At 46.2% G+C, this 19,118-nt stretch carries 15 protein-coding genes; 9 read left to right on the top strand and 6 right to left on the bottom strand.

Annotated features, from left to right (window positions below; translation table 11 throughout):
* Positions 1–72: 72 nt before the first annotated feature.
* Together D515_RS02505 and D515_RS02500 are read right to left on the bottom strand one after the other, a co-directional pair.
* On the bottom strand, positions 73–1,947 hold the full coding sequence (locus D515_RS02505) for a DEAD/DEAH box helicase (protein WP_002535760.1): 1,875 nt from the start codon (positions 1,945–1,947) through the stop codon (positions 73–75).
* A gap of 302 nt (positions 1,948–2,249) precedes the next feature.
* Positions 2,250–3,914, bottom strand: a complete 1,665-nt coding sequence (locus D515_RS02500; protein WP_002535759.1) for a diguanylate cyclase domain-containing protein — start codon at positions 3,912–3,914, stop codon at positions 2,250–2,252.
* Positions 3,915–4,151: 237 nt separating this feature from the next.
* Here D515_RS02500 and D515_RS02495 point away from each other — a divergent pair, with 237 nt between their 5' ends.
* Positions 4,152–6,149 (top strand): exoribonuclease II, encoded by a 1,998-nt coding sequence (locus D515_RS02495; RefSeq protein ID WP_002535758.1) that lies wholly within the window; start codon positions 4,152–4,154, stop codon positions 6,147–6,149.
* Positions 6,150–6,893: 744 nt separating this feature from the next.
* On the opposite strand, the gene D515_RS02490 is transcribed toward D515_RS02495, so the two are convergent.
* Positions 6,894–7,136, bottom strand: coding sequence for a hypothetical protein (locus D515_RS02490; RefSeq protein WP_002535756.1), 243 nt, complete (start codon positions 7,134–7,136; stop codon positions 6,894–6,896).
* Positions 7,137–7,252: 116 nt separating this feature from the next.
* Here D515_RS02490 and D515_RS02485 point away from each other — a divergent pair, with 116 nt between their 5' ends.
* Positions 7,253–8,119: a LysR family transcriptional regulator gene (locus tag D515_RS02485; RefSeq protein WP_002535755.1), complete on the top strand. Its 867-nt coding sequence runs from the start codon at positions 7,253–7,255 to the stop codon at positions 8,117–8,119.
* 146 nt (positions 8,120–8,265) lie between these two features.
* Positions 8,266–8,808: a C40 family peptidase gene (locus tag D515_RS02480; protein WP_239643924.1), complete on the top strand. Its 543-nt coding sequence runs from the start codon at positions 8,266–8,268 to the stop codon at positions 8,806–8,808.
* Here D515_RS02480 and D515_RS02475 read toward each other — a convergent pair whose 3' ends face one another.
* Complete coding sequence (locus D515_RS02475) at positions 8,809–9,513, bottom strand: SDR family NAD(P)-dependent oxidoreductase (RefSeq protein ID WP_002535749.1); 705 nt, start codon at positions 9,511–9,513, stop codon at positions 8,809–8,811.
* A 125-nt stretch (positions 9,514–9,638) separates the two neighbouring features.
* On the opposite strand from D515_RS02475, the gene folM reads away from it, so the two are divergent.
* The 5 genes from folM to D515_RS02450 all read left to right on the top strand — a co-directional run bounded on the left by folM (position 9,639) and on the right by D515_RS02450 (position 13,273).
* A complete protein-coding gene (folM, locus tag D515_RS02470) occupies positions 9,639–10,352 on the top strand; it encodes a dihydromonapterin reductase (RefSeq protein WP_002535748.1) in 714 nt (237 codons plus the stop codon).
* 17 nt (positions 10,353–10,369) lie between these two features.
* Positions 10,370–10,732, top strand: coding sequence for a dihydroneopterin triphosphate 2'-epimerase (gene folX / locus D515_RS02465; protein ID WP_002535747.1), 363 nt, complete (start codon positions 10,370–10,372; stop codon positions 10,730–10,732).
* Between the two features lie 115 nt (positions 10,733–10,847).
* Positions 10,848–11,387, top strand: a complete 540-nt coding sequence (locus tag D515_RS02460) for a cytochrome b (RefSeq protein WP_002535746.1) — start codon at positions 10,848–10,850, stop codon at positions 11,385–11,387.
* On the top strand, positions 11,384–11,953 hold the full coding sequence (locus D515_RS02455) for a YceI family protein (RefSeq protein ID WP_002535744.1): 570 nt from the start codon (positions 11,384–11,386) through the stop codon (positions 11,951–11,953). The genes D515_RS02460 and D515_RS02455 overlap by 4 nt, the downstream gene beginning before the upstream one ends.
* A gap of 180 nt (positions 11,954–12,133) precedes the next feature.
* Positions 12,134–13,273 (top strand): amidohydrolase, encoded by a 1,140-nt coding sequence (locus D515_RS02450; RefSeq protein WP_002535742.1) that lies wholly within the window; start codon positions 12,134–12,136, stop codon positions 13,271–13,273.
* Between the two features lie 142 nt (positions 13,274–13,415).
* On the opposite strand, the gene D515_RS02445 is transcribed toward D515_RS02450, so the two are convergent.
* Positions 13,416–15,758 (bottom strand): glycosyl hydrolase family 18 protein, encoded by a 2,343-nt coding sequence (locus D515_RS02445; RefSeq protein ID WP_002535741.1) that lies wholly within the window; start codon positions 15,756–15,758, stop codon positions 13,416–13,418.
* 630 nt (positions 15,759–16,388) lie between these two features.
* Between D515_RS02445 and D515_RS02435 the strand changes: the two genes are divergently transcribed.
* Positions 16,389–16,859, top strand: coding sequence for a BamJ family beta-barrel-assembly machinery protein (locus D515_RS02435; RefSeq protein WP_002535739.1), 471 nt, complete (start codon positions 16,389–16,391; stop codon positions 16,857–16,859).
* Between the two features lie 44 nt (positions 16,860–16,903).
* On the opposite strand, the gene D515_RS02430 is transcribed toward D515_RS02435, so the two are convergent.
* Entirely contained in the window at positions 16,904–18,949 is a 2,046-nt protein-coding gene (locus D515_RS02430; RefSeq protein ID WP_002535738.1) for an EAL domain-containing protein, read from the bottom strand.
* Positions 18,950–19,118: the final 169 nt, after the last annotated feature.

Below are 19,118 nucleotides of genomic sequence, written 5' to 3'. Positions count from 1 at the left end.
TCAAAGCCACACAAATGCAAAAAGCCCGCTTTAAAAGCGGGCTTTGGGATATTGAATTGCTAAACGGGCAGATTATGCGTCAGCGTGACGGCGCTCACCACGGAAAGAGCGTTTGTCGCCACCGCGGTCACGGTCAAAGCGACGACCACCACGATCACCACGACCTTCACCACGATTGCCACCACGAGGACCACGGTCATCAAAGCGACGTGGACCGCGCTCGCCACCACCGTTACGGTCACCGCCATTGCGACGACGTGGTGGAGACATGTCAACGTGACCTTCAACCAGTTGTGCATCAGTTGCTTTCTGGCGAATGCGCAGTTGCTTCAACTGACCCAGGATTTCTTTTGGCATTTTCTTCGGAAGCTGAACGTAAGTGTGACCGGTTGCCAGCTTGATTGAACCGATGAATTGCTTCTCAAGACCCAGTTCGTTAGCAATTGCACCAACGATGTCTTTAACTTGTACGCCTTGATCACGGCCAACTTGCAATTGGTAAGTGTCCCAATCTGCTGCGTTGTAGCTGCGACGCTCACCGCGCTCTGAACGATCACGTGGACCACGATCATCACGGCGAGATTCACGACGACGGCTGTCACGCTCCATCGCTGCGATCATTGGATCTGGACCGTTGTAGAACAGCGGGCGTTTGCCTTGCTGACGTTGAAGCAGCATTGCAGCCAGTGTTGCCGCATCTACATCGATTTGTTCTTGCAGTTTTTCAACCAGACCAACGAACGCTTCAATGCTGTCAGACTCCTTCTGCTCTTGCAGATCAGCAGCCAGACGTGCCAGACGTGCTTCAGCGACTTTGTCACGCAGTGGAAGTTGGATTTCTTCCATACGGGTAGATGTCACACGCTCGATGGTACGCAGCATACGGATTTGGTTAGTACGAACCAGCAGGATTGCTTTACCTGCACGCCCCGCACGACCTGTACGACCGATACGGTGAATGTACGATTCAACATCGAATGGGATGTCGTAGTTGAACACGTGAGTAATACGTGGCACATCAAGACCACGTGCTACAACGTCAGTCGCAACCAGAATGTCGATAACGCCACGTTTGATATGATCAACAGTACGCTCACGCAGAGACTGTGGAATATCGCCGTGCAGTGCGGCAGCTTTGAAGCCACGCGCGCTCAGCCAATCAGCCAGACGCTCGGTGTCCTGACGGGTACGTACGAATACAATAGATGCGTCAGTTTCTTCAGTTTCAAGCAGACGAGACATCGCTTCGTCTTTCTCTACGCCTTTAACAACCCAGAACTGCTGTTCAACTTTCTCAACAGTACGGTTGCTGCCTGCTACGTCGATGCGAGCAGGTTCGCGCAGGAAGCGGTCAACAATTTCTTTAACCATTGGAGGCATGGTTGCAGAGAACAGAACACGTTGTGCTGATTCTGGCGCTTGTTCCATGATCCAGGTAACGTCATCAACGAAGCCCATTTTCAGCATTTCGTCAGCTTCATCCAGAACGAAAGTGTGTACTTCGTCCAGCTGCAGACGTTCACGGTTGATCAGGTCTTTAACACGGCCTGGGGTACCAACAACAATGTGAGCACCGCTGCGCAGAGCACGCATTTGATCAACGATCGACGCGCCACCGTAGATTTCGAGAACTTTCAGGCCATTGATGTTTTGGCCAAGTTGTTTTACTTCCGCCGCAACCTGAATTGCCAGTTCGCGGGTTGGAGCCATAACAATCGCTTGAGGTTTGTGCTGGTTCAGGTTCAGTTTGTTCAGCAGAGGCAGAGAGAATGCCGCGGTTTTACCGGTACCTGTTTGTGCTTTACCGAGTGCATCAACACCGGTCAGTAGTAGAGGAATTGAAGCTGCCTGAATAGGAGTCGGCGCTACAAAGCCGATTGCGTCAAGAGCAGAAAGAATGTTTTCAGCCAGATCTAACTGGCGAAATTCAGTAACAGTATCTTGCATTGGGATCCCAATATATAGACAAAAAAAACGGGGCCCCTGCTAGCGGTTTCGCACTGTTATTATTCACTGATACAGGGTCACTACTCAGAACTAAGTGACTTCCTACTCTCTGTAACAGTATCTAACGCTACGGGCCTCGACAAATAAGGCGTGCATTCTGCGCCACTAGACCAAAAAAAGCCAGAAAAAATTGAACAAGTTCACAATTCTTTCTACGACTGATGGCTTTTTGACTGCAAACGCCTATTTCGAAAACAAATTGCTGTTATTTCAGGCAAGGCTCTGTGGTGAGGTTTGATTTTTTAGTCAAGACAAACTCTATTTTGTCCCAACTTAATCGCAGTTGTTTTCAGTTTCTCTGCGCGTTTCATGATTTTAAGTTTTCGGGTAAAGACTGAAACTGAGCTGAGTGTCATGCCAAGACTCAAGGTCACACGCTGATAGTTCGCAGAAGGTTTGTTTGGAATATTGAGATGATATACACCATGCACCATGCTTTCCGCGACTTCTCGCAGCATCAAATCATCATCATGTAATAAAAGAAGAGAAAATGTTCCTGGTGACGAATAAGCAAACATCCCCGAAAGGTGCGAACCCACCTGTCTTTCCATCACATCAGCCAGTTTTTTCACTAAATTTGTCGCAGCCACATCGCCATAAAATTTTCGATACCCTGCAAAGCAATCAATATCGATAGACAGGGCCGCAATCCGCTGTTTTTCTTTTCTCGCCTGTTTTAACAACCCGGGCAATGCCATTTGCATTGCCAAAGCATTCGGCAAGCCCGTATCCTGATCGGTGATACCCATCCAGCGTTCATTTCGTTTCTTGGTAAACAACTTATGCTTGAGTGCCTTTAATTCAGATTCCCGCTCACTATTGATGGTAACAAGTTGACTGTATCGGGCATCAGACGCTTCTGTGTGCCTAAGCTTAACGATTTTCTGGCAAACTGAGGCGGCAAGCAGTTTTATCGCTTCTTTTTTCGGCTCATCAAGAGGAGTCCGGTATAGAAGGTTATCTGCAGCCAGCCAACCAATACACTCATCACCGTCCCACATCGCCATCATGATATTCCAGCCAATACCCACTTGCTCCTTTCCAAAATAAAGGGGCACGTTTTCTTTTACGATCAGTTCATTTTTTTTGGTAAAGGCTTCTTCCATGAAAAGCGTATTTGGCATTTCCTGGCAAAACTCAGAACGGTCTACCACCTGACCATCAGGATCCGTTCCCCAGGTCCCCCACATTTTGTGGGTTTCCACATCACACAGGAAAATACCCATACGATCAATTTGCAGCTTGTCCCGCCCTAATTCGACAGCAATCCGACATAAGGAATTAATAGTGGTGGCTTTGGTAAACCGTAGGGAAATTTCATGCAAGTTTTTCAGGTAGCCCAGTTGCGAAGCAAGCGTGTGATTATGTAACGCGAGGTCGAGTTCGCTTTTACGGCTTTTGACGTTTTGCTGATTTAGACGATGCGCAAGGATTTTACATTTCAGGTGCGTATCGACATTTTCTCGCACCCAGTCAAAGCCTTTTTCGGACAGTCTGCGGTCGCGGGTTGATGTTTCAGCCTCAACCAGCAGATACCCAAGCCGATGCTCTCTTTTATACAGAGGAATGACGGCATGTTCCCAGAGCTGATTGTCTTGCTGCCAACCACCGTTGAATGCCAGTTCGGAAATAAAAGAAAAATGCTGTTTGTGCTTGTTGGCGAGGGATTCCCAGTCAATATAGTACCCACTATATTCTTCGCAGGGTTTGAAGGCTGGGTAAAAGTTAAATACATCCTGTGTCTGGCTGGCGATGAGCTTCAGCTTATCATCGACTAAGACAAACAGAGCAATATTGTTGATTCCGTTTTCACAGACCAGACGGCTAAAGATGTCTTCACACCATTTATCCAGCGTGCTCGACACATCTTCAGCTGTACACCTTTGCTGTACTTCAGCACTTTCCATACGCCAAACCGTTACTTCCCTTTACGAAAGTGTCATTCTGTCATTAATGTTGAATATGGCCTCTTCGTTACATCAAGTTTGCGAGAGAAATGTTCATTCTTGTTTCATTTCGCTGACTTACCTCTCAGTTTGCGCTAAGGCGTAACAGATATCGTCACGTAGGTTTAATGAGTGATGACTTGGTTTTGGGCTACCGAATCCGTATAGTGTGGCGGTTCACAATCTGAGACCAGGCTAATGTTTCAAGACAATCCATTACTTGCACAGCTAAAGCAACAAATCAAAGAGACCATTCCCAAAAAAGAAGGGTCGATCAAAGCAACCGAAAAAGGGTTTGGCTTCCTCGAAGTAGACAGTAAAACCAGCTACTTCATTCCGCCTGCATACATGAAAAAAGTCATGCATGGCGATAAAGTCGTCGCGCTTATCCGCACCGAAAAAGAAAAAGAAGTGGCTGAGCCAGACGAGCTGATTGAACAATCGGTAGAGCGTTTCATTGGCCGTGTAAAAATGATCCGCGACAAGTTGAATGTCGTGCCTGATAGCCCTCAACTTAAAGATGCCATCCGCGCAAAAACAAAAAAAGGTTTGAGCCGTGATGCACTGTCTGAAGGTGACTGGGTCGTCGCTACTCTGATTCAACATCCATTGAAAGGCGACAATAACTTTTTCTGTGAAATCAGTGAGAAAATCACAGATGCCAATGACAAGATCGCGCCTTGGTGGGTAACGCTGGCTAAACATAATCTGCCAAACCAAGAACCGGCACCACAGCCTAGCTGGGAAATGCTGGACGAATCTTTGGTTCGTGAAGACCTGACTCACCTGCCTTTTATTACTATCGACAACGAGTCCACCAAAGACATGGACGATGCGCTGCATACAGTGGCAAACGAAGATGGCACTTTCACGCTGACCATTGCGATTGCAGACCCAACGGCATATGTCGCTCAAGGTACTGATCTGGATAAAGAAGCGCGTGAGCGTGGATTCACTATTTACCTGCCGGGCCGCAATATTCCAATGTTGCCACGCGAACTGAGTGACGACTTGTGCTCACTGCGTGACGAAGAAATTCGTCCTGCTCTATGCTGCCGCGTTACCCTATTGGCAGATGGCACTATCTCAGAAGATGCGCAATTCTTCTCAGCGACCATTAAGTCTCAAGGCCGACTGGCTTATGACAATGTTTCTGATCTCCTGGAAACAGGTTCTTGTGATAAATGGCAACCGTCAGAGATCATTGCTGAACAAGTGAATGCACTACATAGTCTGGCTAAAGCGCGTATGGCATGGCGTGAAGCAAATGCTGTGACCTTCCCAGATCGTCCTGACTACCGCTTCGAACTTAGCGAAGACAACGACGTTGTCGCGATTCACGTGGATCCTCGTCGTATTGCAAATCGCATGGTAGAAGAAGCAATGATCACGGCAAACATTTGTGCTGGGCGTGCACTTCGTGAACACTTTGGCTTCGGCGTATTCAACACCCACGCTGGCTTCCACCCAGAGAAAATGGCGGATGCAGTTGAGCTTATCAATGGTCACGGCGGCAACGTGACTGCTGAATCACTGGAAACAATTGAAGGATTCAGTGCTCTGCGTCGTTGGTTGAATGAACAGGAAACCACTTATCTGGATAACCGCATCCGTAAGTATCAGTCTTATAGTGAAATTGGTAATGCACCAGCGCCACACTTCGCCATGGGCCTTGATGTTTATGCCACATGGACATCTCCAATCCGTAAATATGGCGACATGGTCAACCACCGTCTTCTGAAAGCCATTATTCGTGGTGAAGATGCCGCTCAAACACCAGACGAAATGATCGGTGAAGAATTGGCATTGCACCGTAGACACCATCGAATGGCAGAACGCGATGTGGCAGATTGGTTGTATGTCCGTCTTCTTAAAGATTGCGTTGCCGAGAAAACAACCTTTACCGCGGAGATCTTCGATATCAACCGTGCAGGCATGCGTGTTCGTTTGCTGGAAAATGGCGCAATGGCGTTTATTCCGGCGCCGCTGATTGTGGACAACAAGAAACGCATCGAATGTAATGGCGACGCTGGCACCATTTCTGTTGATGGCGTGAAAGAGTTCCAGCTTGGCGATACCATTGAAGTCGTTCTGGCTGAAGTTAAAGAACCTACCCGCTCTATCGTTGGTAAACCTACCCGCGAATTCGCAGTGATTGCTGAAAAAGCGGAAGAAGAATCTGCCAAAAGCGAGTAATCACACTCCAAAATGACAAAAGCCAGACATCAGTCTGGCTTTTTTGTTTCTAATTTGGATCTTTTTCGTTTACTTCAGGCAATAAAAAACCCGGTCCATGGAAGCCGGGTATCGGTTACTTATTTGACTTTTCACGCAGCAAGCGAATGTAAAGTCCAGCTATGCAGTAACGCCAAAATTGGACCAATCATTGAGTTGTCGGCGGCCAAACCAAAGCCCAGTGACTGTTTGTGTCCAATGATTTGTCTAACGACAAACCTTATTGTTATGAAAAAAATCTTACCAAGTGTTGCTGAAAAGCAACTGAACGAAAGAGACATTGCTTAGTGTTCTATCGCTCATTAATTTGTATTGCGTCGCAATATTATACCAGCATAAGCAATATGGTCGACATCAATGGTGACAATAATCACATAAAACCAGGTCGGTTGTAAAGTTTTTGTCAAAACCCACATCCACAGCGATAACAAAAACTGATTCATATTCATTAAGTTACTAAAAGTGTAGTCAGCCAAATCCTGTCATGCCAAATTTTTAGTACAAAACACGCCTATAGATTCAGGCGGTTATCCTTCACATCCCAAAGGCCAGTAAAACAGCAGAGTTTTTCAGTTGTATTAACAACACAAATCAATTGAACACTCATTATTCGTGGCGTTACTGAAGGATCGATGGGGTAAAAAAATACCGCAGCACCAGACTGGCGTGCGGTCGGATAGTTGGAAGCATCCAAGGACTCGATTCTTAAATTTTACTTTGACGAAGCTTCTGTATTTCTTTTTCTACTTGTGCCCGCGTCAAACCAACATCTTTTAGAAATCGTTCGTCATCTAGATTTTTAGAAAGATCTTCAATCAAAAAATGTTTGCGATTAAAGCGCCATAACCCATGAATCAGTCTGGCGACAATCCCGCCTTGATTTACGAAGCGATGGATTCCTCGCTGGTCATCACTGATTAAGTCACTTTCGTTGGTTTTTACTACCATGCCTGCTCTCCCCTGACGTTGTTATTGTTTTCCTTCTTGACAGTGCAATATTTAATCAATTTAATTAATCAGAAAAGCCAATATTTCTTTCAAAATACTTCAAAGGAGTTGAAGTAATGACCAATTTCGACATTGACCAACTTCGTACATTGGTAGCGATAGCAGATTGCGGGAACTTCGCAGCGGCTGCAGACAGCGTTCACAGGACACAATCAGCAGTGAGCATGCAGATGAAAAAGCTTGAAGAGTTAGCGGGCGTGTCTATTTTCCAGAAACAAGGAAGGCGACATGTTCTTACTTCTCATGGCTTAACCTTGGTCAGTTATGCCCGTCAAATGCTTAACCTCAATGATCAAGCTGTCGCACATTTCCATAGCCCGGATATGAACGGCATGGTGAAATTCGGTGTTTGCGATGACTACGTTAACCTGATTTTTAGACGCGTCTTGAATGGATTTACCGAGCGCTATCCTAATCTACAGTTATCCGTACAAAGTAACAGCAGCCAACGGTTGTTGAAACAGGTTCAAGATGGACGACTGGATCTGGCTTTAGTGAATATTCATGATGATCTATACCCAGTTACTCAAGTCTCTACCGAAAGGCTTGTTTGGGCGAAGTCGCGCCACGTAAGCTACTGCAAAGACAAGCCTTTACCTGTCGCGATAGAAAGTGACTGTCGTTGGGGGCGGCTGGCGTTGGAATTACTAAATCGTGAAAATATCTCTCACCAAGTCGTTCTCACCGCAGCTGATTTCCATGGCTTAAATGCGGCCATTGAATCTGGTATGGCGGTCTCTCTGATCGCCGCTTGTTCGGTCACCGAAAAAATGGATTTACTTGAGCATGTGAATTCAAATTCTCTCGAAACGGCAATTGCAAATGGAATAGCAGTCAAACCCGGCGCAAATGAACCTGCGGTTCTTGCATTGGCTGATTACATTACAGAATGGTATGTACGGAGAAACCAGAGCGCTGCATAGAGTTTTAGACTTGAGACTTCTGTAAAAGCATGAGTGGAACATCATTGCACAGTTATTTTTCTGTCAATAAACTTAATAAAAATCAGCGAACGCTATGTTTCACTGCAATCATAAACTTTCTCTGTAGAACAGACGCAACTTTATAGATGAACATGCCAATGCCGAGAATCTGGATGCTCTTTACTGGCTTTTTTTCTGCCCTATTCATGACGGGTTGCGAGTCGCCAACATCTGCAGAAAATCGTTCAGACCATTCGACATACTACGAAACCACTCGTCCAGCGACGTTAGCACCCTCTGGCTCTGACTTAGATACATCAAAAAGTCTTGCGTTATTTGCATATTTTGAGGAATGGGAAGGAACACCTTATCGCTACGGAGGTGCATCCAAGCGAGGTATTGATTGCTCCGCATTTACCCAACAGGCCTTCCTCGCCGTGTTCGAGCATTCACTTCCCAGAACAACAAGGCAACAGATCAAAACTGGCGATAAAATTTCTCTGGCAACTGCAGATCATGGAGACCTGATTTTCTTCAAGACCGGCTCTACGCGCTATCACGTCGGGATTTATATTGGCGAAAAACAGTTCATGCATGCTTCTTCCTCAAAAGGCGTCACGATTTCCCGTGTCGATAACCCCTACTGGTCTGCAAGAGTCATCGACGTCCGACGCTACCCTCTTCAATAATCACCAAGGGATCACTGAACCATCGTGATGATAGAGTTTTCCTGACCTTTCGGGCGTCATGTGCTCAAACACGGTAACGATTCTTTTTGCTGTGAGTTCAGGACTATACAGTTTATCTTTCGGCCAATTTGTGGTGAAAGGCTTAGAGAGTGTGCTTGGCGTGGTTCCAGGGTGCATAGCAATCACAGAAGATGCCGGCGCTTTTCTTCCCCATTCAATGGAAAGATTTTTGATAAACATATTAAGGGCGGCTTTAGACATTCTATAGCTGTACCAGCCTCCCAAACCGTTGTCTTCTATGCTGCCAACTTTAGCGCTTAGCGATAACCAACGAAGCTTCGAATGACGCTTTACGAATCCGTCCAATGCCTGCGCAACGTGGACATGACTCATCACGTTCACCGCCATTGACTGACTGAGCCAGTCACCGCTAAGTTGCTTGAGGTTTTTCTCGGGCCTCTTTTCGCCCGAATGAAGAAGGCCTGCACACTGAATAACCCCTACCAAACCCTCAACACGCCGTTCAAGCCAACGAGACAAAACAGCCACGCTTTCTGGTTCGCTCATGGAAAGGATAAGGTGGTTGTCTGACTCCTTTCCTTCACGGCTCAGTGTCAGTACCTGATACCCCAAGTCCTGCAGCTGAATGGCTATCGCTTTTCCAATAGTTCCGTGTGAGCCAACCACCAATACGCTCTTTTGCATCCTTCCCTCACTCGCCGTTCTGCTAGAATCTAACTTACTGATTTTAAAATTATCATCGCCCAACTCTGATCTTTTCTGATCGGCATTCGTATTGGGTTCCGCACATCAAACGCTATAAGAGTTATATGACTGATAAAACAATTGTGATCACTGGTGCTGGTCAACGTATCGGATTTGCGCTGGCGAGCCATTTTCGGACTTTGGGTCTTCACGTGATCGCGTCATATCGTTCGGAAAAACCCGGTGTGACTGCCTTGCGGGAAATGGGGGTCACTTGTATTCAGGCCGACTTTTCAGCCGATGGCGCTATCCATCAATTCGCAAGGGAAGTCGCTGAGCAGAACATTCAGATCCGTGCGTTGATCCATAACGCGTCAGACTGGAATGCCGAAAGTAAAACGGATGACTATGCCGCCCTGCTGGATGACATGATGCAGATACACGTTAAAACGCCGTATCTGCTTAACCTCGCCTTGTCTCCCTTTATGGCGACTGACTCAACGGCGGGTTCAGACATTATTCATTTTACGGATTACGTCGTGCGCAAAGGTAGCGAGAAACATATCGCCTACTCGGCAAGTAAAGCGGCATTGGACAATATGACGCTTTCCTTCGCACAGAAATTGGCGCCGAGTGTCAAAGTCAACAGCATCGCTCCAGCGCTTATCATGTTTAATGAAGGCGATGACGAGGCTTACAGAAAGAAAGCGTTGTCTAAATCACTGATGGCGATAGCGCCTGGCGAACAAGAAGTGGTGAACGCCGTCGAATTCATCATGAACAGTAACTACATGACCGGCCAAAGCATCAATTTGGATGGCGGTCGAGCACTCAAATAACTAACGGAGGCTGCGCTATGCAAAATGCCATTATCAAAATTACAAATCTTCGCCTGCGTACCTTTATTGGCTTCAACCCTGAAGAACAAGAGAAGAAACAGGACGTAGTACTAAATATTGAAATCCACTACCCAGGCGATAAAGCCTGTATGAATGACAATGTAGAAGAAGCACTAAACTACAAAGTGATTACCAAATCTATCATCGACCATGTCGAAAATGGCCGTTTCCTACTGTTGGAAAAATTAGTCTCCAGTGTGTTAGAGATTTCTCGCTCTCATCATTGGGTAACATTTGCCAGCGTCACAATAGATAAGCCACATGCCTTGCGTTTCGCTGACTCTGTGTCTCTAAGTTTAAGTTGGCAACAAGAAGAGTAATGTAGACAGAGTTCCATCGAAATTTTCGAATGACTCGTTCAGTTGTATCCGGTTCACCTACAGTTAATGATGATTATAATTCTCATTAACTTATTTGATTGGACACAAACGTAAGATGGAACAACCTTCGCAATACAATGCTGTTTTGCGCGCCATCCATTGGCTTACAGCCTTGGTCGTTATCGGCCTTTTTGCTGTTGGTCTATGGATGGTTGACCTCACTTACTACAGCACTTGGTACAAAACCGCTCCCTACTGGCATAAATCCATTGGCATTCTCCTTTTGGGTTTAACCGTATTCAGGTTGGTCTGGCGCACAATAAAAGGTACACCTCAAATAGTGGGGAATCGTCTCGAACGCGCGGGGGCCCATGCCGCTCACCATCTTATTTATGTGTTGTTGTTCGTTATTTTTGCATCTGGTTATCTGATCTCTACGTCAGATGGTAGAGCCATTGAAGTATTTAACTGGTTTGAAGTACCTGCTCTTGGAGAGTTATTCCCGGATCAGTCAGATATTGCGGGCGCAATCCACTACTACGCTGCCTTTACATTGATAGGTTTAGCTGTTCTTCATGCGGCAGCGGCACTTAAGCACCACTACATAGACAAAGACAATACATTACGGAAAATGATTGGAGACAAATCGTTATGAAAAAGACTCTTGCTGCTCTGGGACTGGCCGCGGCTACCATGCTGCCAACAATGGCGGTTGCCGACAACTATGTGATTGACACCAAAGGTGCTCATGCATCAATTAATTTCAAGGTGCCTCATCTCGGCTACAGCTTTATTAAAGGCCGTTTCAACGACTTTGATGGTGAGTTTTCGTATGATCCTGCCAATGTTGAAGCATCAACCGTTGTTGTCAATATTGATACTACCAGCCTGGATTCAAACCACGCAGAGCGAGACAAGCACATCCGTAGCGGTGACTTCATCAATGCTTCGAAATTCTCTACGGCGACGTTCAAGAGTACTTCAGTAAAAGACAATGGTGATGGTTCGATCACCATCAATGGTGACCTGACACTTCACGGCAAAACTAATCCTATCTCGATCGCTGCAAACTTCATTGGCGCTGGCAGCGACCCGTGGGGTGGCTACCGCGCAGGCTTTGAAGGCACTACTCGCCTTGAACTGAAAGACTACGGTATCGCGGTTATGGGCCCTTCAAGCTACGTTGATATGGAGCTGCACGTAGAAGGTGTCCGCAAGTAATTCTGGTAAATCATAAAGAGAAAAACGGCAGGTTTTACCTGCCATTTTTTTACCTGTTAAGCACAAACGATACGAATAACAACTCTGATCACCATGCCCTCTCAGATCTGACTTCGATCACATAAATCACGTGCTTCAGAGCGTACAGTGTGGAGCTTATTTCCGGCTGTAGGGGGAATCATGTTCAATCCTATCCTGTTTAGACACCAGTTACATAAAATGCCTGAACTCTCTGGTTTTGAAGACAAAACTGGAAAACTGATTGCGGATACATTGCAAAGCTTTGGCTACGATCCTCAGGTTAGTATCGGTGGACATGGGATAGTATTACATCTCGACAGCGGCCAGCCAGGACCCCATCTTTTATTCCGCGCCGATACTGATGCATTACCCATTCATGAAGTGGCCTTACACAGTCATTGCTCTGGTAACGCCGGCGTCATGCACGCCTGTGGGCATGATGGTCATTCCGCCAGTTTGATGGCACTGGCTTACCGCTTGTCCAAATCGGACATCCAGCGAGGCAAAGTCACCCTTATTTTCCAGCCTTCTGAAGAAAATGGCCAAGGAGCCAGAGCCATGCTGGATGATGAAAGTTGGGATAAGGGAAAAGTCGATTATGCCTTTGGATATCACAATGTGCCTGGACACCCGCTAGGGCAAATCCTATGTCGGGAAAACACCTTCGCATGCGCGTCTGCTGGTGTTTCTATCACACTGAAAGGCAAAACAGCCCATGCAGCTTACCCAGAAACAGCGGTCAATCCGACTCCAGCCTTAAAAGCTCTGATGAATGATATTGAAAGACTGCCAACTGCTTTTCCAAGCAGCTTTGCGCTTGCAACCATCGTTCATGTCAGCCTGGGCCAACCAGCCTTCGGAACGACGCCGGCACAAGCTACTGTAATGGCAACGCTTCGAAGCGACAGCAATAAGTGTTTTGAATCTCTCTGCTATCAGGTTGAAAGCATGGCAAGACATTATTCAGAAAGGGATGGACTAGAACTCAACATCGAGTGGTTCGATAAATTCAATGCCATCATCAATCATAGCGAAGCAAACATGCTTCTTAAGCAAGCATGTAAAGATCTGGGGTTTGTTCACAACGACCTCGATGTGCCAATGAGGTGGTCTGAAGATTTTTCAGAATATTCCCGAACCTGGCCATCGGCATTTTTCGGTCTTGGTAGCGGCGTTGATCATCCACCCTTGCATGATCCTCACTATGATTTCCCAGATGCCTTGATCGATATCTCCAGTAAAGTCTTTGAGCAAATCATTCGGGATATGAACGGATTGAAATATCAGGATTTTATTTAAGGTATCTAGGTCGGTTGAACGTCAAAGAAGCATCCAAATAAAATCCACCTACAAAGCATGCAGTACTGCCATAGTTTGCTTAGGAGAATCAGATAAAAAGGCCTCGTATAAACGAGGCCTTGTCGAGATTTGACGCTAAGGATTATAGAAGCTCCCAAGGACCCCAAGCAGATCCTGGTGCTTCGCCTTTCGTCCACCACTTCGCTTTGTAGGTGCTGCCGTTATAGATAGCAACATCACCACCGTTGTAGACTTTGTCAGCGCTCCAGTCTTTTGCTGAACCATCATCAAACGCTTCCCATACTGCTGACGTTCCCGGCTCTTCGCCTTTGGTCCACCATTTAGCAGTATATTCAACGCCATTGTGGGTTACTTTATCGCCAGTGTTGTAAACCTTGTTTCGATCCCAGTTGCTGTCTACTGGCGTGTTACCTTCAACGTTCACAACGACTGTTGCTTCAACAGTTTCTGCACCATCAGTCACAGTAACGACGACGTTAACCACGCTGTTTTCTGTTGAGTCTACTGTCGCCATAGATACTGTTGCGCTGTTACCTGTTTGAACCAGCTCTCCCGCAGATGCAGTAAACGTCAGAGAATCGCCTTCTGCATCAGTTGCTGAAAGGTCAATCACTGCGGTTTCACCTGCTTTGACAGAAACAGATGCTGGTGCAGTCAGTACTGGTGCAGTGTTAACCACATCACCTGAACCTTTCACATTCACCGTCACTGAACCGCTGTCAGATTTACGTCCGTCTGAGACTTTCACGGTCACCGTTTCAGTCAGGTCGACTGCGGTGTTTGGCGCTTTATACGTCACCGTTGCGGTACCATCACCGTTGTCGGCTACGTCGGCACCTTGTGCAGTGAACGACAGCGCGTCGCCGTCTGCATCAGTCGCTGACACAGTAAAGCTAATCACCGCCCCGCTCTCTGCATTTTGAGCACCTGGCAAGGCCAGAACTGGCGCTTCATTTGGAATGATATTTGCGCTGAACACCTGATCAATTTGCTCAGCCAACGGCGAGCGGAGATTGGTACATTGCTTCAGCTTGGTACCGTAGTTAACGAACGTGCCTTCACACTGAATGTCACCATGCACCTGCCATACAATGATGCCGCCCAAATCGTTATTAACGATGTACTCCGCTTTCTTACGAATTGAATCTGGATCGTCATAGCTCAGGAAATACTTGCCTTTCACTGCATATGGTACTTCCGCGTTTGCGTCCCACTTGTGTGCCCAACCTGGCTGTTTGATCAAATAGTTGTAGTTTGGTTGACCTTCGAACGCTTTCCAGTTTGTCAGGTCAACGGCAGAAACACTTGGGCCATCAACTGAGAAGTTCACATTACGTTTGTCAGTCGGTGCACCAAGGTACGCTTCCGCTTCTGTTGTTTGAACACCACGGCCATAGAACGCGGCACCAAAGTTAATTTGTTTCGGGTTGATACCCTTAACGTTCACCATCCAGTTTTTCAGGGTATCGAGGTTTAACCCTTCAAACTCTTCTTCTGGATATGGATAAAGTGGAGAGTTATGACCGGTAACATTAGACCAACCACCATTCAGGTCGTAAGTCATCATGTTGAAGTAGTCCATTGAACGTTGCAGGCGCGCCCAATCGTAGCCTTCCAATGCTGCTGGTACAGCTTTAAATGCCGCTGTCAGAAGACGGTCTGGACCAATACGTTCACGGATATCATCCATCAGCTGTTCGAAGTTTGCGTAGTCTGCATCCGTACCGGTGAAGTTCATGCCGCCAGAGCCTGGGTATTCCCAGTCGATATCAATACCGTGGAAACCGAGCGCGATCAGTTTGTCGATGTCTTGCAGGAAGCGTTCTTTTTTGACTGGGTCAGCAGCCATTTCTGGGAAGTGCTTGGACATACTCCAACCACCGATAGACGCCATCACCTGTACGCCTTTTTCATTCGCCAAGTCGATCAAACCCGGTGCACCGCCCGCTTTTTTCAAAGGGATTGGCATTTGGCCAGTGATACCGGTTGGCGCATGCTTCCAACCGCGACCGTCTTTTACAAAACCTTGGGCCTGAACTTTTGCCAGTGCTTCTGCTTGCCAAGGTTCAGTTCCAGGGTATTCATGAATGTATTCCAACTCACCCCATAGGATGTGGAAGTCCCAGCTTGAATACACATCAGGGTGAAGCAGCGGGCCCGGCTCTTGAACCGCACCAGGCTGATAAATGCTCTTGTTGCGAAGGTCTCCACTGTGCAGGGAGCCGTCTTTCGCTACGCCGAAGAAAGAAAAGTTGAGGATGTTGTAGATGTCCATATCTACGTTGAGGTGTGTAGCTTCACCTTTTACGCTAAAACCAGCATCGGTTCCCTTCCATGCCTCCCATTGGGTTAGGTAGCCGATAACCGCTTTATCGTGCGATGGTGCAGCGGTAGCAGTCGCGGCAACGCCAAGCGCTCCGGCCACACATGCAGCAATCGCGGTGAACTTAAGTCCTTTATTCATATTATTTTTCTCCACGTCTTGGGTGTTGGTGTTTTCCTTCGGATTTACTCTTCCACCACTTAATTTCTGACGCGAATGAAAATCGTAAACTTTGGTATCGTGCTTCGGAATGAATTTAATTAATTACATTTTTTGCGGAAATTTTTTGCATGAAGGCATCATGGTTCACAAGTTTTGGCTGGTAGGTTTCCGCACAGCGGACTGTATGTAATTTCTTTATAATTCAATGAGATTGAACAAAGATCACAGTAGGAAGTGACAGGCGAATTAAGTTTGAAGAAAAAAAAATCTCCGCCAATCCAAAACATGGCGGAGACAAGCAACAAGGAGAATGCGCTAACTAATTCATCTCCTTTCGGAGATAGTGAGTGTAAGCCGTGCTGTGGAGCACAAATTCTATATAGCAAACACCGTACCAATTATTAAATTGCCCTCTAAGCTGGGAAATCTATTCTTTTCAGTTGTTTACAATCGCGAAAATGATTGCATTTGGGGCAAACTTTGCACCAAAGCAATGCGCCATGCCAAACAGGAAGAGGATGTAATTCCATGTATTCCAATTCGTTACTGAGTTCTGGATAATGAATGCTATCCACTGGCGCAGCCAGGTCACCAACTGAGAGAGTTACAATGGATTTCGCTTTACCCCTCGTCATCCTCGTGATGATTGTTTTCATTATCCTTATCCGCCAAAAATCTAAAAAAGCAGCTGAAGAAAACAAGAAAATCGGTGCAGAGTTCCTCGCTAAAAACGCCAAGGAAGAAGGTGTTGTTACCACTGACTCTGGATTGCAGTATCTGATTTTGGAAGAAGGTGAAGGAGATGAGCAACCGACTGCCTCTTCTCGCGTAAAAGTGCATTATCACGGCACCTTACTTGATGGTTCAGTGTTCGACAGTTCAGTCCAACGTGACGAACCCATCGAGTTCGGTTTAAACCAAGTCATCAAAGGCTGGACCGAAGGCGTTCAATTGATGAAGAAAGGCGGCAAAACGCGCTTCTTCATCCCTGCCGAGCTGGCTTACGGAAATATGTCAGCAGGTTCGATAAAACCAGGTTCAACTCTGATATTCGAAGTAGAACTTCTCGATTTCAAATAATCAATCCGACATAGCAGAAGGCCGCGTTTATCGCGGCCTTCTTTTTATCGCTCTGCTGGTTGTAATTGTTTGCCCCCAGTCGCCTCTGTGTGCTCCTTAGACCAAGCAATAGCTTCATCAAGCGGTAATGGGCGTGAGAAATAGAATCCCTGGCAGATATCAATGCCACAGCTTTCTACGAAAGTTTTTTCCGTTTCAGTTTCAATGCCCTCAGCAACCAATGCACAACCTGTTACTTCACTGATTTTGGCTAACAATTGATAGAGGTTTTGCCCTCTTTCTTCTTTCACGTTCAACAACAGAGAACGGTCCAGTTTCACCTTGTCGAAGTTGTATTTCAGCAAGTGAGGGAAAGACGCGTAACCAGAGCCAAAGTCATCAATCGCGACTTTCACACCAAGGCGTTGCAGTGCGTCAATGTTGCGGCTGATCTGTTCATGGTCTTCAAGAAGGGCTTCTTCTGTTATCTCGATTTCCAAAGAGGTTGCTGGAATTTTGTAGTAATGCAGCCTTTCCGCAATGCTATCGACAATATCTCTGTCTGAAATCGATTCTGCGGAAATGTTCACTCCCACCTTACAACGTTCGAGTAGAGGTAATGTCTTCATATCTGCTAACACGAGATCGATCACCATCTCATCGAGCTGCTTAATCGCGCCCAACATTTGGAAGTCGTTGATGAAAGTTGGAGGTATCATGTTTCCATGTTCATCACGGTATCGAACCAGTGACTCAAATGCCAAGTGAGAGCAGTCTTTCACATTCACTTGAGGCTGATAGTACATCACGAATTCACCGCGATTCATCATTTTGCTGATGCGCTGGCTGACTTCATGTTTGCTGATATAACTCCCCATTGACTGATTCACATCCCCTAAGAATGACTTCAGGGTACTGCGCTCAATTTCCATCTTGCGGAGGATACCTTTACTGTCTGTGGAGCTTTTGCCCGCATAGTTCAGATAGAAAGGACGGTAAATCAACACACCCAACCCAATCACGACGATCTGGAGTACTGTACCTGCAAGGCTGTTTTGGGTGGCCAAATATCCACTCAAGAATGGCGGCGTCATCCAATCAACAATGGTGCTAACAGGGTTAACCAATCCCAAAGCCATAACGCTGTAAACCAGAATGAAGCTTGCCATGGGTACCAAAACAAACGGCAAAATCAGCGTCGGGTTAAAGATAATTGGCAACCCAAACAACAGCAGTTCGTTAATGTTAAACATCACCAACGGTAGCGCTGAAAGCGCCAACGCAATGTGCCTTTTCTCTCTGGAAAAAAGCAAGATACACAAAAGCAGGCTTAGCGAGTTGCCAGAGCCGCCGATGGCAAGAAACGCATCATAAAAACCCTGGCTAAGAATATTCAGTGGTTCTTCACCAAACTGCCACGCCGCAATGTTCTGTTGAGTGTCTTCGAACAGTTGCTGTTTGGCGCGAAACAGAAAGTTATGACCATTAATCCCCACTGAACCCAAAAGACCTAGGACAAACTGATACGCCAAGCCACCAGCAAACGTGAGTGGGTCTAAGCTGAGATGATCTTTAAACAGCGTCGAGCTTTGCATGATGCTGCCTGTCACGCGGCTAAAAAATATGGTCAACAGCAGAAAGCCGAAAAAGTGAGCCGCTTGCTTATAAAGCGCACTAACAAAATCAAGTCGCGATGGGTCGAGTGGATATATTCGTGCAGAAACACAGCAAATAGCAGCAACTACCGCTGTTAGCAAAGCAACAAGCGGGTTATTCGGCAAGCCATTATCAGCCACTAACCCATTGGACAGAGAAATCGCAATAAACATTACCAACGAATAAGGCACCACAACCATAGGGTTTACGTTATGCTTCGTCGACAAATAATAAGTGGTAATAATACAAAGCGCGGTTGGATATATTCCAATCAGCAAATTTGAAAAGTAGAAAAACTTTTGCGCAATATCAGGCATTGCCGCAAAGTTCAAAAAATGGCCTACAAATATCGAAATCGCATTACAAATGGTCAGAGGGAGCAGAAGCAGGAAGACGATTGAGATGTCACGAACATAGGTATCGTAACAAGACCTTAAAGAAGGCAGTTTCCACATATTGATGAATTGGTTCTCGGTTCAAGGCCAAAAAAGATGCCGGATTATATATGTGGGATTAAATGCTCTCAATTAAAAATAGATGGAAATCTAATATTAATTCAACGAAAAGATTTTTGCTTACTGTTAATAAATATAATTATTCGCAACCAACAAGAAACATTAACAG

Origin of the sequence: Grimontia indica (assembly GCF_000333895.2) — a bacterium.
Lineage (GTDB): Bacteria > Pseudomonadota > Gammaproteobacteria > Enterobacterales > Vibrionaceae > Enterovibrio > Enterovibrio indicus.
This window is presented reverse-complemented; position numbering and strand designations above follow the sequence as displayed.

Bases quoted from the DNA above. Each gene is read 5' to 3' on its own strand.
- D515_RS02500 (WP_002535759.1), bottom strand. From the start codon at position 3,914: ATGGAAAGTGCTGAAGTACAGCAAAGGTGTACAGCTGAAGATGTGTCG.
- D515_RS02485 (WP_002535755.1), top strand. From the start codon at position 7,253: ATGACCAATTTCGACATTGACCAACTTCGTACATTGGTAGCGATAGCA.
- D515_RS02460 (WP_002535746.1), top strand. From the start codon at position 10,848: ATGGAACAACCTTCGCAATACAATGCTGTTTTGCGCGCCATCCATTGG.
- folM (WP_002535748.1), top strand. From the start codon at position 9,639: ATGACTGATAAAACAATTGTGATCACTGGTGCTGGTCAACGTATCGGA.
- folX (WP_002535747.1), top strand. From the start codon at position 10,370: ATGCAAAATGCCATTATCAAAATTACAAATCTTCGCCTGCGTACCTTT.
- D515_RS02450 (WP_002535742.1), top strand. From the start codon at position 12,134: ATGTTCAATCCTATCCTGTTTAGACACCAGTTACATAAAATGCCTGAA.
- D515_RS02480 (WP_239643924.1), top strand. From the start codon at position 8,266: ATGAACATGCCAATGCCGAGAATCTGGATGCTCTTTACTGGCTTTTTT.
- D515_RS02490 (WP_002535756.1), bottom strand. From the start codon at position 7,136: ATGGTAGTAAAAACCAACGAAAGTGACTTAATCAGTGATGACCAGCGA.
- D515_RS02435 (WP_002535739.1), top strand. From the start codon at position 16,389: ATGGATTTCGCTTTACCCCTCGTCATCCTCGTGATGATTGTTTTCATT.
- D515_RS02445 (WP_002535741.1), bottom strand. From the start codon at position 15,758: ATGAATAAAGGACTTAAGTTCACCGCGATTGCTGCATGTGTGGCCGGA.
- D515_RS02455 (WP_002535744.1), top strand. From the start codon at position 11,384: ATGAAAAAGACTCTTGCTGCTCTGGGACTGGCCGCGGCTACCATGCTG.
- D515_RS02495 (WP_002535758.1), top strand. From the start codon at position 4,152: ATGTTTCAAGACAATCCATTACTTGCACAGCTAAAGCAACAAATCAAA.
- D515_RS02475 (WP_002535749.1), bottom strand. From the start codon at position 9,513: ATGCAAAAGAGCGTATTGGTGGTTGGCTCACACGGAACTATTGGAAAA.
- D515_RS02505 (WP_002535760.1), bottom strand. From the start codon at position 1,947: ATGCAAGATACTGTTACTGAATTTCGCCAGTTAGATCTGGCTGAAAAC.
- D515_RS02430 (WP_002535738.1), bottom strand. From the start codon at position 18,949: ATGTGGAAACTGCCTTCTTTAAGGTCTTGTTACGATACCTATGTTCGT.